This is a genomic window from Vreelandella arcis (assembly GCF_900103865.1).
Classification (GTDB): Bacteria; Pseudomonadota; Gammaproteobacteria; order Pseudomonadales; family Halomonadaceae; genus Vreelandella; species Vreelandella arcis.
This window is the reverse complement of sequence record NZ_FNII01000006.1, coordinates 1-13,197: the sequence shown is the minus strand read 5'-3', so window position 1 is coordinate 13,197 and position 13,197 is coordinate 1. Positions and strand designations below refer to the sequence as shown.

At 54.9% G+C, this 13,197-nt stretch carries 13 protein-coding genes and 3 pseudogenes; 13 read left to right on the top strand and 3 right to left on the bottom strand.

Annotated features, from left to right (window positions below):
• Nucleotides 1–210: 210 nt before the first annotated feature.
• From BLR97_RS19915 to BLR97_RS08300, 4 genes and pseudogenes are all read left to right on the top strand, one after another.
• Nucleotides 211–1,167: pseudogene (locus BLR97_RS19915) on the top strand (IS3 family transposase); the annotation flags it as partial.
• 212 nt (nt 1,168–1,379) lie between these two features.
• Entirely contained in the window at nt 1,380–2,438 is a 1,059-nt protein-coding gene (locus tag BLR97_RS08310) for an IS110 family RNA-guided transposase (RefSeq protein WP_089704819.1), read from the top strand.
• A 12-nt stretch (nt 2,439–2,450) separates the two neighbouring features.
• Nucleotides 2,451–2,639: pseudogene (locus tag BLR97_RS08305) on the top strand (IS3 family transposase); the annotation flags it as partial.
• 84 nt (nt 2,640–2,723) lie between these two features.
• Complete coding sequence (locus BLR97_RS08300; protein ID WP_089704817.1) at nt 2,724–3,104, top strand: helix-turn-helix domain-containing protein; 381 nt, start codon at nt 2,724–2,726, stop codon at nt 3,102–3,104.
• Nucleotides 3,105–3,314: 210 nt separating this feature from the next.
• Here the strand turns inward: BLR97_RS08300 and BLR97_RS08295 are convergent, their stop codons facing one another.
• Both BLR97_RS08295 and BLR97_RS08290 read right to left on the bottom strand, forming a co-directional pair.
• Nucleotides 3,315–3,602: a type II toxin-antitoxin system RelE/ParE family toxin gene (locus tag BLR97_RS08295; RefSeq protein ID WP_089704814.1), complete on the bottom strand. Its 288-nt coding sequence runs from the start codon at nt 3,600–3,602 to the stop codon at nt 3,315–3,317.
• Entirely contained in the window at nt 3,599–3,877 is a 279-nt protein-coding gene (locus BLR97_RS08290) for an antitoxin of toxin-antitoxin stability system (RefSeq protein ID WP_089704811.1), read from the bottom strand. Before BLR97_RS08290 ends, BLR97_RS08295 begins: the two co-directional genes overlap by 4 nt.
• A 73-nt stretch (nt 3,878–3,950) precedes the next feature.
• On the opposite strand from BLR97_RS08290, the pseudogene BLR97_RS08285 reads away from it, so the two are divergent.
• Nucleotides 3,951–4,317 (top strand): annotated as a pseudogene (locus BLR97_RS08285) (transposase); the annotation flags it as partial.
• Between the two features lie 291 nt (nt 4,318–4,608).
• Here the strand turns inward: BLR97_RS08285 and BLR97_RS08280 are convergent.
• A complete protein-coding gene (locus BLR97_RS08280; protein WP_244511262.1) occupies nt 4,609–5,340 on the bottom strand; it encodes a FadR/GntR family transcriptional regulator in 732 nt (243 codons plus the stop codon).
• Between the two features lie 220 nt (nt 5,341–5,560).
• Between BLR97_RS08280 and BLR97_RS08275 the strand changes: the two genes are divergently transcribed.
• The 8 genes from BLR97_RS08275 to BLR97_RS08240 all read left to right on the top strand — a co-directional run.
• On the top strand, nt 5,561–6,580 hold the full coding sequence (locus BLR97_RS08275; protein WP_089704806.1) for an asparaginase: 1,020 nt from the start codon (nt 5,561–5,563) through the stop codon (nt 6,578–6,580).
• Nucleotides 6,581–6,708: 128 nt separating this feature from the next.
• Nucleotides 6,709–7,653, top strand: a complete 945-nt coding sequence (locus BLR97_RS08270; RefSeq protein WP_244511261.1) for a TRAP transporter substrate-binding protein — start codon at nt 6,709–6,711, stop codon at nt 7,651–7,653.
• A gap of 64 nt (nt 7,654–7,717) precedes the next feature.
• Nucleotides 7,718–8,239 (top strand): TRAP transporter small permease, encoded by a 522-nt coding sequence (locus BLR97_RS08265; protein ID WP_089704800.1) that lies wholly within the window; start codon nt 7,718–7,720, stop codon nt 8,237–8,239.
• A gap of 15 nt (nt 8,240–8,254) precedes the next feature.
• A complete protein-coding gene (locus BLR97_RS08260) occupies nt 8,255–9,529 on the top strand; it encodes a TRAP transporter large permease (protein WP_089704796.1) in 1,275 nt (424 codons plus the stop codon).
• A 25-nt stretch (nt 9,530–9,554) separates the two neighbouring features.
• On the top strand, nt 9,555–10,811 hold the full coding sequence (locus BLR97_RS08255) for a M20 family metallo-hydrolase (RefSeq protein ID WP_089704793.1): 1,257 nt from the start codon (nt 9,555–9,557) through the stop codon (nt 10,809–10,811).
• Nucleotides 10,812–10,845: 34 nt separating this feature from the next.
• Nucleotides 10,846–11,307: a RidA family protein gene (locus BLR97_RS08250; RefSeq protein ID WP_089704790.1), complete on the top strand. Its 462-nt coding sequence runs from the start codon at nt 10,846–10,848 to the stop codon at nt 11,305–11,307.
• 17 nt (nt 11,308–11,324) lie between these two features.
• A complete protein-coding gene (locus tag BLR97_RS08245; RefSeq protein WP_089704787.1) occupies nt 11,325–12,728 on the top strand; it encodes an amidase in 1,404 nt (467 codons plus the stop codon).
• Between the two features lie 241 nt (nt 12,729–12,969).
• Nucleotides 12,970–13,197: transposase (locus BLR97_RS08240; RefSeq protein ID WP_422821915.1), on the top strand; the 228-nt coding region annotated here is incomplete at its 3' end.

Here is a 13,197-nt window from a genome sequence, read left to right as displayed (position 1 = left end):
ACTAGATCTCACTATGCGGTGAGGCTCAAGAATTATTGATCAACAATAATAGATCATAGAACGATTTTGATCTACTTCTATAGATCTAAAAAACTATACCAACGGGCCTCAAGGTCTGTCGCATATCCTAGGACATTTGAAAATTGATCCGTCCCGCTGATTCTGGACACCGCGTTAAGCGAGTACAATCCGCTTATGAGGTGATCCAAGATGAGCAAACAAACGCGCAACCGCTATTCCGATGAGTTCAAGGCCGAAGCGCTGAAACTCGCAGAAAGGATCAGCGTTGCCAGCGCCGCCCGAGAACTGAGTATCCATGAATCGCAAATCTATGGTTGGCGTTCGGCAGCGAAAAAGAAGGCCAACGTCTCCGAGCGCGAGTCTGAACTGGCTGCCGAGAACGCCCGGCTGAAGCGCCAAATGGCCGAGCGTGAAGAGGAGCTGGCCATATTAAAAAAGGCGGCGACCTACTTCGCCAAGAACCAAAAGTGAAGCGTTACAGGTTCATGCTGGAGCACAGTCACAGGTTTTCCGTGGTCCGGATGGCGTCTGTTCTCGGTGTCTCGCGAAGTGGGTATTACAAATGGCAGAAGACTCGATTTCAGCCCAGCCAACTGGAGCAAACCAGGGAAAGGCTTGATCGTCGCGTGAAAGAGGCATTCGGCCAGAGCAAGCAGCGCGATGGGGCTCGACGCATCCAGGCCACACTGGCGACCAATGGCCACCCATATGATGTCAAAACGATAGGTGCCAGTATGCGGCGCCAGTCGTTGGTGCCAAAGGCCGCCCGCAAGTTCGTCGTCACCACAGACAGCGACCACAGCTTGCCTGTGGCGCCCAACTTATTGGAGCAGGACTTTGAGGCGACCGCCCCGAACCAGAAGTGGGCCGGTGAAATCACGTACCTGATGAGCTCTGAAGGCTGGCTGTATCTAGCCGTCATCATTGACCTGTATTCGCGCTCTGTCGTCGGCTGGTCCATGAATACCAGGATGACCGCAGACCTGGTCTGCGATGCGTTGGAAATGGCGCTGTGGCGACACAATTTCCCCACCGGGGTGATCTCACAGTGACCAGGGAAGCCAGTACTGTTCCCGCGCCTACCGGGATCGGCTGCGAACGCATCAGTTGCGTCAAAGTATGAGCCGTAAAGGCAACTGCTGGGACACTCAGTCTACTATTCTTGTGAACATCGTATTGGCCTGACCCGTGCTGGGATTGGCTTAATTGCCTTTGCATTGACCTGTCGGTCAGTACTGATGTTCCCCGAGGCTTCCCGGGCTCAGCGTTGGTGACCTAATAGGAGCTTTGTTCTGCACCGTGAGTGTCCTGTCCTGCGATTGAGATTGGGAATACGCCACCACTAAGGAGTGCGTCCCATGAAACTTGAACCGCAACAGGAAGTTATTCTAGGTGTAGATACACACCTGGATGTACATGTAGGTGTGGTTATCAGCGAGATAGGTCAGATACTTGGAACTCGGTCTGTTTCCGCAACCTCAGCAGGTTATTCTGATTTGCTAAGCTGGGCTTCGTCTTTTGGCACACTGACTCGTGCAGGTATCGAAGGGACAGGAACCTACGGTGCAGGTCTTTGCCGTTTCCTGATCGATAATGAAATCACGGTTCTTGAAGTTAACCGACCTGATAGATCGAAGCGACGGCAGCAGGGCAAGTCCGACCCGACGGATGCCGAGAGTGCAGCCCGAGCAGTGTTGTCAGGTATAGCGACCGCCACACCTAAACAGCAATCAGGTGCGTGTGAGGCGATGCGCATCATATCCGTGGCCAGGCGCAGCGCTGTAAAGGCTAAGACGCAAGCCATCAATCAATTACGGGCCTTGCTGGTTAGTGCACCACAGGATATCCGCGAGAAGCTATGGAGAGCGAAAACAGGCGACTGCGTGAAGGCTTGTGCAAAGGTTCGCAACTTGGGTGATAGTGTCCTCTTGCAAGCGTTGGCCTCAACGCTCAGATCACTAGCCAAGCGATGGCTGAGGCTGGCTGCCGAATTAGTACAATTTGATAAGCAGCTGGAGGCACTTACCCAAGCACATGCGCAACAGTTACGGAGTCGCTTTGGCGTAGGTCCTCATACTGCGGCTATTCTTTTGTCCGTTGCCGGTGACAACCCTGGGCGCCTAAGGAATGAGGCAGCATTGGCTTCGCTTTGCGGTGTAAACCCTCTGCCCGCCTCTTCAGGCAAGACGACAAGGCACCGACTAAATCGAGGCGGCAGCCGAGCTGCTAACAATGCGTTGTGGACGATTGCTATGGTTAGAATGCGAAGCGACCCCCGAACTCGTGCTTACGTGAACCGCCGAACAGCGGAAGGCCTTACGTCTAAGGAAATCCATCGCTGCCTGAAAAGATATATTGTTCGAGAACTATTCCCGTTGATAATGAGGGATCTTGGAAAATTACGGGAGAATATTTGACATAGGAGCGTCAACGCCAGCGTGGAAAGCTTCTTCCATTCAATGAAAGTGGAAGCAATCCACCACGAGCCGATGATGAACCGGGAGCGGCTTCGTCAGCATGTGTTCGAATACATTGAAGTTGATTACAACCGCCGGCGACGGCACAGTTCTTTGGGTTACGTCAGTCCCATGGACTACGAGCTCAAAAACAGTGCTTAACCGAGTGTCCGTTTTTAGCGGGGCAGATCACCCACGCTGATTACGACAAAGTGGACGCCGAGACAGTTGAAATGGAGTGATCCTATGAATATTCGCCCGATTCACACTGAGGCCGACTACAAGGCTGTGCTGCGCGAGGTATCCGCATATTTCGACAACGAGCCCGAACCCGGCACCGAGGACGGCGACCGCTTCGATATTCTACTGACCCTGGTCGAAGCTTACGAAGCAAAGCAATTCCCTGTGGACTTGCCTGATCCCATTGAGGCGATCAAGTTCCGCATGGAGCAGGAAGGGCTTACCGCTAAAGATCTGGAGCCAGCCATCGGCAAGCGCAACCGTGTTTACGAGATACTCAACGGTAAGCGCAACCTGACCTTGATCATGGTCTGGAAGCTACACAAGATGTTCGGTATCCCGGCTGAAAGCTTAATCAAGCCTCCACGCGATACTCACTCCGCCTGATAGGGCAACCAGAAACCACTACACAGCCGCCCATTCGAGGTGGCTTTTTTGTAGCGTTAAAGCGTTATTCCAAGCCTTTCCCTTGCCGACAGGAGGGCGCCAATGGCCGCCCTGTTCGATGGCATGGGGTAAGATAACGCCCTCACCTTGATTCTTGCCATGAATCTGGTCGATGCGTCGCTTCAGGAAAGCCAGTAGAGGTATAGCGAGTTACCCCCATTCCTCGGGCGGCCACAGTTGTGACGTGTGTACTAATGCGAGGATCCAGACTTCATCATCATCTACTTCGTAGACCAGTCGGTAATTTTCGTGAGGGAACGTCTCACGGGTGCCTGTTATCAGTCCAACACCTCCCAGCTTGGGGAAGTCCGCCAGCCGGTCAGCAGCGGCGCTAAACAATCGATCCATGCCGATAGCAGCTTGCGGATTACGTTCTTCCAGGTACTCCCAAATTGCAACACGATCAGCGACAGCTTCTGGTGACCATGTAACCCTCATGCTTGCCCCTCAGCGCGTACACGTCGTGTCTTGAACTGCAACTCAACTTCGGCATTGCTAAGCCCTTCACCGGCCTGTTTGGAGCGCCTGGAGGCATCCACCTTGCCTTGCAAGAACGCTTCATACTCCCGCGCTTCTTTTTGACGCTGAACGTAGTCCCTCATCAGCTCACGTACCACCTGTGATGCTGGACGGTGTGAAAGTTCAGCCTCATGCATAAATTCATCGCGTAAATCTGACTCAATCTTCATCGTAAATACAGCTTGTTTAGCCATTTTTCTGCCCTCCTGCTAAGCTGGTATTACAAAGTATATACCATGTCAGTACTCAGGTGCAGTATTCGCCAGGCTATTATCTCGAAAACTGGTCTACCACATGACAACCGAGACAGTGACCACGGAAACGGTCTTCGAAGCGTTTAATCAGTTTGCGGCCCAGAAGGATCCAGATGCCTTTGCCGTTGTGGTGCTCGATAATGCCTGCATGCATAGCTCCAAGACATTTAAGCGCAAGATAGTGGATTGGATGTCGCAACGAGTGCATCTGATCTACCTGTCTGCCTATTCACCAGAGCTGCACCTGATCGAGATTCTTAGGCGGAAGATGAAGTACACCTGGCTGCCTTTTAGCGCATATCTCTCGTTGATCGCCTACGTGATGAGGTACATCGGCTGCTGGGGGGTACGGAACTTATCACCCGATTAATTTTGAATAGGCACTTAGGAAGAGATCGAGGCTGTCTTCGTGCGTCTGAAAGAGCTCATCGATGCTTACCCGAATGGGTCGCCCTCCCGGTGCCTCCTGTGCGGATTCCTCCCGGTCGCGTTCGTGGGCACCGCTGCCCTATCGACGTTCGCTATCCCGCGTCAATTCGCTCAGATAGGGTGCTCGGCGCGAGGTCTGCTTAATCCGATGAATCGCTGTCAAGCCGCATCCCTGTCGGACGGCTTGAAGTACCTCAAATATTTTAGGATGTTTTCAACAACTTCTTTGCAGGATCAAACATCTAATCAACATAGGTGAGGTTGGTTTCCCAGCTTTTACTGCTCATATCGATTGCAGTTTGCACGCCTGCAGCATCACCTGCCTTAAAAGCCGCATATATCGCTTTATGATCCCTCAAGGCCACTTCAGGCAATGTCTGCATCGATGTTTCCAGAGCGGCTTCGATCAATTGAATCAGCGTCTCTCCCACCCGAATGGTCATTGGATTGTGGGTCGCGTGCAAGATCGCACGATGAAACGCCACGTCATGATGAGCAGTTTGTTCATTGTTCAAGATTGCGGCTTCCAACTCATTGATCGTTTGGCAGATACGCGAGTGATCCGCTGGCGTGGCGTTGTGCATTGCCTGAAGGGTGTAGGCTGGCTCAAACATCAGGCGGAACTCCATCACATCACGCGTCATCCCCCGCGCAAGGATCATCCCGAATGCCATGGGATCCACAATCGGGTCACCCGGATCTCGACGGATCATGGTGCCCTGGCCGCGGCGAACTTCAACGACACCAATCGCCTGCAGCATCTTAATGGCCTCGCGCACACTCGACTTGCCAATGCCCAGAGTGTGGGTGAGTTCGTTTTCCGAGGGCAGGTAGTCACCTGGTTTTAGTTCACCACGAATCAAAGCCGCCTTGATCCGCTCAAGAATCTGCATAGCGACGGAACTGCGCTCCATGGAACCGCCGAAGGGTTCGCTTGAGAAGGATCTCTCGGCGAGATGGGGTTTCAGACTCATGTATTTTCTCGCTTTGTCAGTCTTTCTAAATTTTATCAAATGAAACAATTAGCTGGCGTGCCATTGCGGTAAAAATCAAGCATGTCTTGACGCTTCTTTGAGACCGTAAAGATAAGAACGTTGATCAGTATAGCTTGCAAGAGTGCTGAATCTTTGACTAGAGTCATTATCATGATATCAGACATCAGATGTCTGCCATGTGATGATATTGGGCGTCATAATGACAACACCGAAGATAATGGTTCTAACCACAGGCGGCACCATTGCCAGCGGCCAAACTGACTCGGGCCGCCATCGTTCAGGTGCTCTCAAAGGTGAGTCCTTACTGTCGCAAGTCGCTTTGCCTGAGCGACTGACGGTTCAAGTCGAAGTGAAATCAGTGCTTCAAAAATCAAGTAATGCCATCACTTTGGATGACTTGATGATGCTGCGTGCCCAATGTCAGGCGCTTTCTGAGTCCCCTGAGGTAATGGGCATAGTGATCACGCACGGCACGGATACCTTGGAAGAAACGGCTTTTTTCCTGGATATAACCCTTTCCGACAAAGTCCCCGTCGTCATTACCGGATCTCAGCGCGCCCCCCACGAACCGGGCACAGATGCTTTTCGCAATATCGCCGATGCCATCAAGTTGGCAGCTTCACCTCAGGCGCAAGGGCTTGGCGCCCTAGTGTTATTTAACCAGACAATTTTTGCCGCCAGGCAAGTGCGTAAGGTCAATACCTTCCAGTTGGCGGGCTTCGCTGCTCCGGAAACAGGTCCCCTCGGTTACATCGACGGCACTCGAATACTCCTGGCCACCACGCCAGTCCGTCCGAACCCTATCAGTGCGACGCTTGAGAAGACGCTACCGCGAGTGGACATACTGCCCGCCTACCTCGGGGCCTCTAACGACCTCATCGAAACGGTTATCAACCATGGTAGCCATGGCCTGATCATCGACGCTTTGGGGCGAGGTCATGTGCCTCCTGACTGGCGCTCGCCAATCGCTCGGGTAGTTTCGCAAGGTATACCCGTGGTGATTGTCAGCAGTTGCCACGTAGGGCCCATAGAAGCCGTTTACGAATTTGAAGGCAGCCTCTGCGACCTCGTGTCCGCAGGTGCAATACCCCTACAGGATATCAGTGCTCGGAAAGCCCGATTGGCACTCTCCGTTCTGCTTGCCTCATCCCCCAATGGGTCGATTGAGGTGAGTTTGAAAACCCTGACTAGCGCGGATGCGGCGACACATAACGCCTAACATCGCGCATTGTCAGGTCTGCAAGCCATGTAGTAATGGACACACCCAACGACCTCTAGAGGTACGACATGAATAAGAAGCTGATGAAAACATCACTGGTTGCTGCCGTAGCAGCCGCCACTTTCGGGATGAGCCAGGCAAATGCTGCCGAGTATAACTTCACGTTCGCTCACGTCCTGATCGAAGACACTCCCAACGGTAAAGCTGCCTTACGCTTTAAAGAAGAAGTCGAGGAGAACTCCGACGGACGTATCAGCATACAAGTATTGCCCGCCGCCCAAGTAGGTGGCGATGTCGAGATCATTGAGCAGATCCAGATGGGCCTTGTGGATATCGGGATACCGCCGACTGCCACGCTCGGCAATTTTGAAGAGCGCTTACAGATTCTCGACTTGCCGTTCCTCATTTCAGATTACGACACCATGGTCGAACTTCTTGACGGTGACGTCGGCCGAGAGATTCTCGATACCCTGGATGATCAAAACATGTACGGGGTGAACTTCTGGGGTGCCGGTTTCCGTCACATGACCAACAATGAACGCCCCATCGAGACGCCCGAGGACCTTGAGGCCATTCGCATGCGCACCATGCAGGCCCCGATCATTATCTCCACCTACGAACACTTCGATGCCAATGCGACGGCCATGGCCTTCACAGAAGTGTACAACGGCCTGCAGCAAGGCGTGGTGTCAGGTCAAGAAAACCCGCTGGCCAATATTTACACCATGCGCTTCCATGAAGTGCAGGATTACCTGTCCTTGACCAGTCATGCCTACCACGCCTATGCGGCCGTGATGAATACAGATTCGTGGAATTCGCTCCCGGAAGACCTTCAGGAAGTCATGCTGGATGCCTTCGAAAGTGGTCGCACTGCATCTCGAGAACTCACCCTAGAAGATGAAAAGGACATACTCGCCTCTCTAGAAGAAAGTGAGATCGAGATCAACGAGATTACAGACGAGGCTCGCGAAGCGTTCGTCGAAGCCAGTATTCCGATCCATGAAGAGTACGAAGACGTGGTAACGACCGAGTTGCTTCACAAGGTCTACGACGTCGTCGGCATCGAGTACTAAGACTCGTAGGGCGCCTTTGTGGCGCCCTCTCTCATTCACGCGTTTTACTACGAATGGCCTAACCATGTTCGCAACGCTTAACAAGATGCTCGACCGCTTGGAAAGCATGGCAATGGTGCTCTTCATGTCCATTGCCACCATCCTTACGTCAGTCCAAGTGGTCTATCGCTACGGCTTCAACAGCTCGCTATTCTGGGTTGAGGAGGTCGTCATTTACTCCATCATCTGCATGAGTTTCGTGGGCGCAAGCATGGGCGTTCGCCACGGCGCGCACATATCTGTCGACGTGCTTAACGCCTTCGCGCCGCCTGCTGTCAATCGCTGGCTTCATATCACGGCGGCCGCGCTAGGGATCGCATTTGCTGGCTTCATGGTCTTCTACGGTTTCCAGCTGTTCTTCAGCACGTTGGGAAGAGGTCAGTTGACTGCCGCCCTGCGTTTACCCATGGCCTGGTTTTATCTGCCAATCGCCATATCGGGGCTGCTGCTGGTCGTCCGATACCTTTGGGTCATCCATGAAGCCTGGACCAAACCGCCGGTTAGCCTCGCTGAAGAGCTTGCCGCTGCAAAAGACAAGCTCGTTTAACGCCTGGAGTTCGTTATGATTACAGCACTTCTGCCCATCTTCTTTGCAGTGCTGCTATTAGGGCTGCCGATTTTTGCTGCATTGGCATTCGCGGTCTTTCTTGCTATCCAGTTTTTCGGCGGCACAGATCCCGTCATCGTGCCAATGCGCATGTTTACCGGGATGAACAATTTCTCGCTGATGGCGATCCCGTTCTTCATCCTGGCGGCAGAACTGATGCGCATTGGCGGTCTCTCTGAGCGACTTATCGAGCTCGCCAAGGCTCTCGTGGGTTGGGTGCCGGGTGGGTTGGCTGCTGCCACCGTCCTCTCCTGTCTGCTGTTTGGGTCCATTTCTGGTTCTAGTCCAGCCACCGTTGTCGCTATCGGCTCGATCATGTTCCCCGCTCTGGTCGCCGCTGGCTACGACAAGCGCTTCGCGATCGGCCTCATTGCCACTGCCGGGACCCTTGGGCCCATCGTGCCCCCAAGTATCGCGCTGATCATTTATGGCTCTGTTACCGGCACGTCAGTGGGACAGCTATTCGCCGCTGGTCTCCTCCCCGCCATCCTGATCGCCTCGCTGCTGATTGCCTACTGCATCATCTATTCTTCAATCAAGGGATACGCCCGCGAGCCCTTTCCTACGCTTAAGGAAATAGTGGGGGCATTCAGATCTGCTGCCTGGGGTTTGGGGCTGCCCTTCATTCTGCTCGGCGGCATTTATAGTGGCGTTTTCACCCCGACCGAATCTGCCGCCGTCGCCTGCATGTATGGTCTGTTCGTAGGTATGGTTATCTACCGCACCATCAGCTTGCCGGACCTGTTAGGCACGTTGCGCAGTTCAGGTCTTACTTCAGCGACTCTGCTGTTGATTACTGCGGGTGCTTCAGCCTTCTCCTGGCTGTTGGCGATTACCGGTACGCCCACTCAACTCGCTAATGAGGTGCTATCGCTAACGGACGAACCCGTGCAGGTAATGGCGCTATTTAATGTCGTGATGATCATTGCAGGGTTCTTTCTCGACAGCGCCTCAGCCATTATCGTCCTCTCGCCACTGCTCGAGCCCATTGCCGGTCGCGTCGGCGTCGACTCCGTGCACTTCGGTGTCATCACCCTGGTGAACTTCTCGGTGGGCATGATCACGCCGCCGGTAGGTCTCAACCTCTTCGTCGCCATGGCGATCTCCAAGATGTCGCTGGTGGAAGTCTTTAAAGCCTGTCTGCCGATGATCTTGATGATGTTCATCGCCTTGATCATTCTCACTTATGTGCCAATGCTCAGCACCTGGCTGCCGTCGCTGATCTACTGAGCGGCCTGCATAGGAGAATTAGATAATGAACACGTCTACATCTCTCGCCGAATGCGTCGATGGCCAGCGCTTCTGGTACGACATGCTCGAGCAGGCAACGATCGGGGCTTTAACGCCTCGAGGCCTTCGCCGCCTGGCACTGGATGAGAATGACAACCGTGCCCGCTGTTGGCTAGTCGACCAGGGCCGCACATTGGGCTGCGAAGCGTTCTACGATGCCATGGGAAATGTTTTCCTTCGCCGAGAGGGCCTGGATCCTAGCCTGCCGCCGCTATTGATCGGCAGCCACCTCGATAGCCAGCCAAGTGCCGGCAGCTACGACGGAACACTCGGCGTGCTTGCTGGCCTGGCGGTGCTTCGTGCCCTTCAGGCAAGTGACTTGCCTCATCAGCGGCCGGTAGAAGTCGTGTCGTGGACCAACGAAGAAGGCGCCCGCTTCGCACCTGGTGCATCGGGATCCTCTTGGTTCGCAGGCCAGCGTGAAGCGGCAAGCATTCTGGACACTGTCGACGACGATGGTGTGCGCTTTGCCGATGCGCTGACGACTTGCTTAGCGCAGCTCGACGCCCACGAGGTAAGTTATCGTCCTGATCCGTTTATCCCCTACGCCTTTCTTGAGCTTCATATCGAGCAGGGGCCGGTGCTGGAATCGCTCGGAGTACCCGCGTGCGCTGTGAAAGGCATTCAGGGAGTTAACTGGTACAGCATCGCGGTAAACGGCCAGGCCAACCATGCAGGTACGACACCAGAGCACGCACGACGAGACGCATTTACGGGCGCTCATCAGCTGATCACCGCATTTCGTGAGGCGGTGGCCGAACACGGCGAGTCGGTACGATTCACCATCGGCAAGTTCGCACTGGAACCCAACGCTACCAATACCATCCCTCAGCAAGCGACGTTCAGTATCGACCTCCGTCACCCCAGCGCAGCTGTGCTGACATCACTGGATAACGCCTTCCAACGCCTCGCTGCCGAGACATGGTCCGGTTGCAATGTCGAGCTGACCGTCAGCTCGCGTGTGCCGCCGGTAGAGTTCGACGAACAGTTGGTTGAAACGCTTGATGCCAGCGTAAAGAAATACGCCCCCGATGCCCCACAGTTGGTGTCGGGCGCCTTTCATGACGCCATTCATTTAGCGCATCAATGCCCCACCGCCATGCTGTTCATGCCTTGCCGATCAGGAATCAGCCATCATCCCGATGAGCATATCGAACGCGAGGATGCCGAGGTCGCAGTCAGCGCAATGGCTGATGCCGTCGGCACTCTGCTGGTCCGTTAATTCATTTCCCCATCAGCGCACAAGGATAATAAACATGCTACTTGCAGATGCACTGGCCGAACGTGGCCTCACCTTGCCCCCCATCCCCGAGCCGCGCGGTGCCTTTCGCCCTTGGTCACGGCTCGACAATCAGCTGTTCCTCGCCGGTCAGATCTGTGAGCTGCATGGCGATGTCCTCTTCCCCGGCAAGGTAGGCGCAGAGTTCGATTTAGAAACCGGCAAGCAGGCTGCCCAAGCCTGCGCCCACAATCTGCTCGCAGCGCTAAATGATGCCGTCGATGGCGATATGGACCGCATCGTACGCTGTGTCAGAATGAACGGATTCGTCAATGTTGCGCCCGGTTTTCATGATGTACCCCTAGTGATCAACGGTGCCTCGGAACTGTTCATCGACCTGTTTGGCGACAACAGTCGTCATGCGCGCACCGCCATCGGCGTGGCCACCCTGCCGGGTAATGCCGCTGTTGAGGTAGAGTCGATCTTCGAAATTCGCTAATGACAAGGAACGCCACCATGACGACATCACCACTTCAAAAACCGCTGCGCGCCTTACACCAGGGGCTCCGCGACGGCAGCCTTAGCGCCGTTGATCTCACGGAAAGTGCCATCCAGGCCTACCGCACCCGTGGGCAGCAGGATCATGCCTATAAGACCTGGAACGGAGACGCCGCCATGGCCTTCGCCCAGGCAACCGATGCCCTACTGAAGCAAGGTGGTGATGCGGGCCGCCTGATGGGCATGCCTGTATCGATCAAGGATATCTACGCCGTGCCCGGGCTGCCCACCTACGCTGGCTCCTCGCGTCGTCTGCCGCCCGAGTGGGAAACGCCTGGGCCGGTGGTCAGCACCCTTCTTAACCAGCTACCCGTTGTCATGGGCAAGACGCACACCGTTGAGTTTGCCTTTGGTGGCCTGGGCACCAATGCTCACCACGGCGCTCCTAGAAACCCTTGGGATCCGGTTGCACACCGCACGCCGGGCGGTTCGAGCTCCGGTGCCGGCGTTTCTCTAGCAAGCGGTACGACGGCCCTAGCCTTCGGTACCGACACCGCCGGTTCGGTACGCGTGCCAGCTAGCATGACCGGTGTCGCCGGCCTCAAGACCAGCGTGGGGCGCTGGTCAACTGCTCAGATCGTACCGCTGTCGACAACGTTGGATACACCTGGGCTATTGGCCCGCCGCGTCGATGATTTGGCGTTTGCGTTCGACGCCCTCGACCCTGGCTTAAACCCTGGCGGAAGTGCTGTGCCCGCCACGCCTAACCTTGCCGATCTGACATTCGGCGTTCCGGAGACCTTCTTCTGGGACGATTGCAGCCCAGGTATCGCCGAGGCCGTATCTGACGCCATCAAGCAGCTAGAAGCCGCAGGTGCGCGAGTCATCACCCTAGAGTTGCCCAACACCGACGACGCTTTCACGCTCTTCCAACAAGGTGGCGTAGCCGCTGCAGAGCTCGCTGCTTTTCTGCATACCTCACTGCCAGAGGCCATTGAGGCACTAGACCCCAATGTTGCTGCTCGAATTGCCGCGGCCGACGGTATGCCCGGTTGGGAATACGTTCGTCGTCGTCAGGTCATTGATGCGCTCTCCCGCACGGCCGGTGAACAACTCCGCCATGTAGATGCCATTCTGACGCCTACCGTGGCCATCACTCCGCCAACACTTGAGAGCTTGGAGCCTGAGGGCGCCTATCCCAAGGCCAACATGAAAGCGTTGCGCAATACCGTTATGGCCAACTTCATGGGGCTATGTGCGCTTACCCTGCCAATAGGTAAGGACGCCGCCAACATGCCCGTCGGCCTGCAAGTGATGGCCGCTCCTTGGCAAGATGCCAGATTATTGGCCATTGGCAAGGCTATCGAAAAGCGGCTGGGCAATGGTTTAGACATTCTCGGTCAGGTGCCGCCCACCGCGTGATGTAGCCACGATTGAGCAGAAGGGGCGTCATGAAGAGGAACAACGCCCCTTATACCTATTGATCCAAGTTGAAATCGATCAAGCTTTTCCTAGCCAAATCGATCTTAAGGAGGCCAGCTCAAAACTCAGCATTTAGCCTGGGATATTCATGAGGGAGTGCTGAAAACGAAGATAGCGAATGGTAAACTCCAATAGAATCATACAGTTCCTGCAAGAACACGATTCCAAGAGGCCATTCGCTATGGGTGAAATCTTATCTCCCTGGACTCCCTCCTGCAACGGGTCTATCCGCGTCGAAATGAGCGGTGAGCGCACCACCAGTGATAGCGGTGCTCTGCTGCTCCGCGAAGCGCTCGACAACAGCGGTGTCATTGACGCACTGGAGGATAATCTGGTCGATCAGCGCGACCCGCAGCGTATCCGTCACTCTCTGGCCAGCCAAGTTCGTACCGTGGTGCTGCAACGGGCC

Coding starts and splice junctions, on each gene's coding strand:
- BLR97_RS08310 (WP_089704819.1), top strand. CDS start 1,380: ATGAAACTTGAACCGCAACAGGAAGTTATTCTAGGTGTAGATACACAC.
- BLR97_RS08300 (WP_089704817.1), top strand. CDS start 2,724: ATGAATATTCGCCCGATTCACACTGAGGCCGACTACAAGGCTGTGCTG.
- BLR97_RS08295 (WP_089704814.1), bottom strand. CDS start 3,602: ATGAGGGTTACATGGTCACCAGAAGCTGTCGCTGATCGTGTTGCAATT.
- BLR97_RS08290 (WP_089704811.1), bottom strand. CDS start 3,877: ATGGCTAAACAAGCTGTATTTACGATGAAGATTGAGTCAGATTTACGC.
- BLR97_RS08280 (WP_244511262.1), bottom strand. CDS start 5,340: ATGAGTCTGAAACCCCATCTCGCCGAGAGATCCTTCTCAAGCGAACCC.
- BLR97_RS08275 (WP_089704806.1), top strand. CDS start 5,561: ATGACAACACCGAAGATAATGGTTCTAACCACAGGCGGCACCATTGCC.
- BLR97_RS08270 (WP_244511261.1), top strand. CDS start 6,709: ATGAGCCAGGCAAATGCTGCCGAGTATAACTTCACGTTCGCTCACGTC.
- BLR97_RS08265 (WP_089704800.1), top strand. CDS start 7,718: ATGTTCGCAACGCTTAACAAGATGCTCGACCGCTTGGAAAGCATGGCA.
- BLR97_RS08260 (WP_089704796.1), top strand. CDS start 8,255: ATGATTACAGCACTTCTGCCCATCTTCTTTGCAGTGCTGCTATTAGGG.
- BLR97_RS08255 (WP_089704793.1), top strand. CDS start 9,555: ATGAACACGTCTACATCTCTCGCCGAATGCGTCGATGGCCAGCGCTTC.
- BLR97_RS08250 (WP_089704790.1), top strand. CDS start 10,846: ATGCTACTTGCAGATGCACTGGCCGAACGTGGCCTCACCTTGCCCCCC.
- BLR97_RS08245 (WP_089704787.1), top strand. CDS start 11,325: ATGACGACATCACCACTTCAAAAACCGCTGCGCGCCTTACACCAGGGG.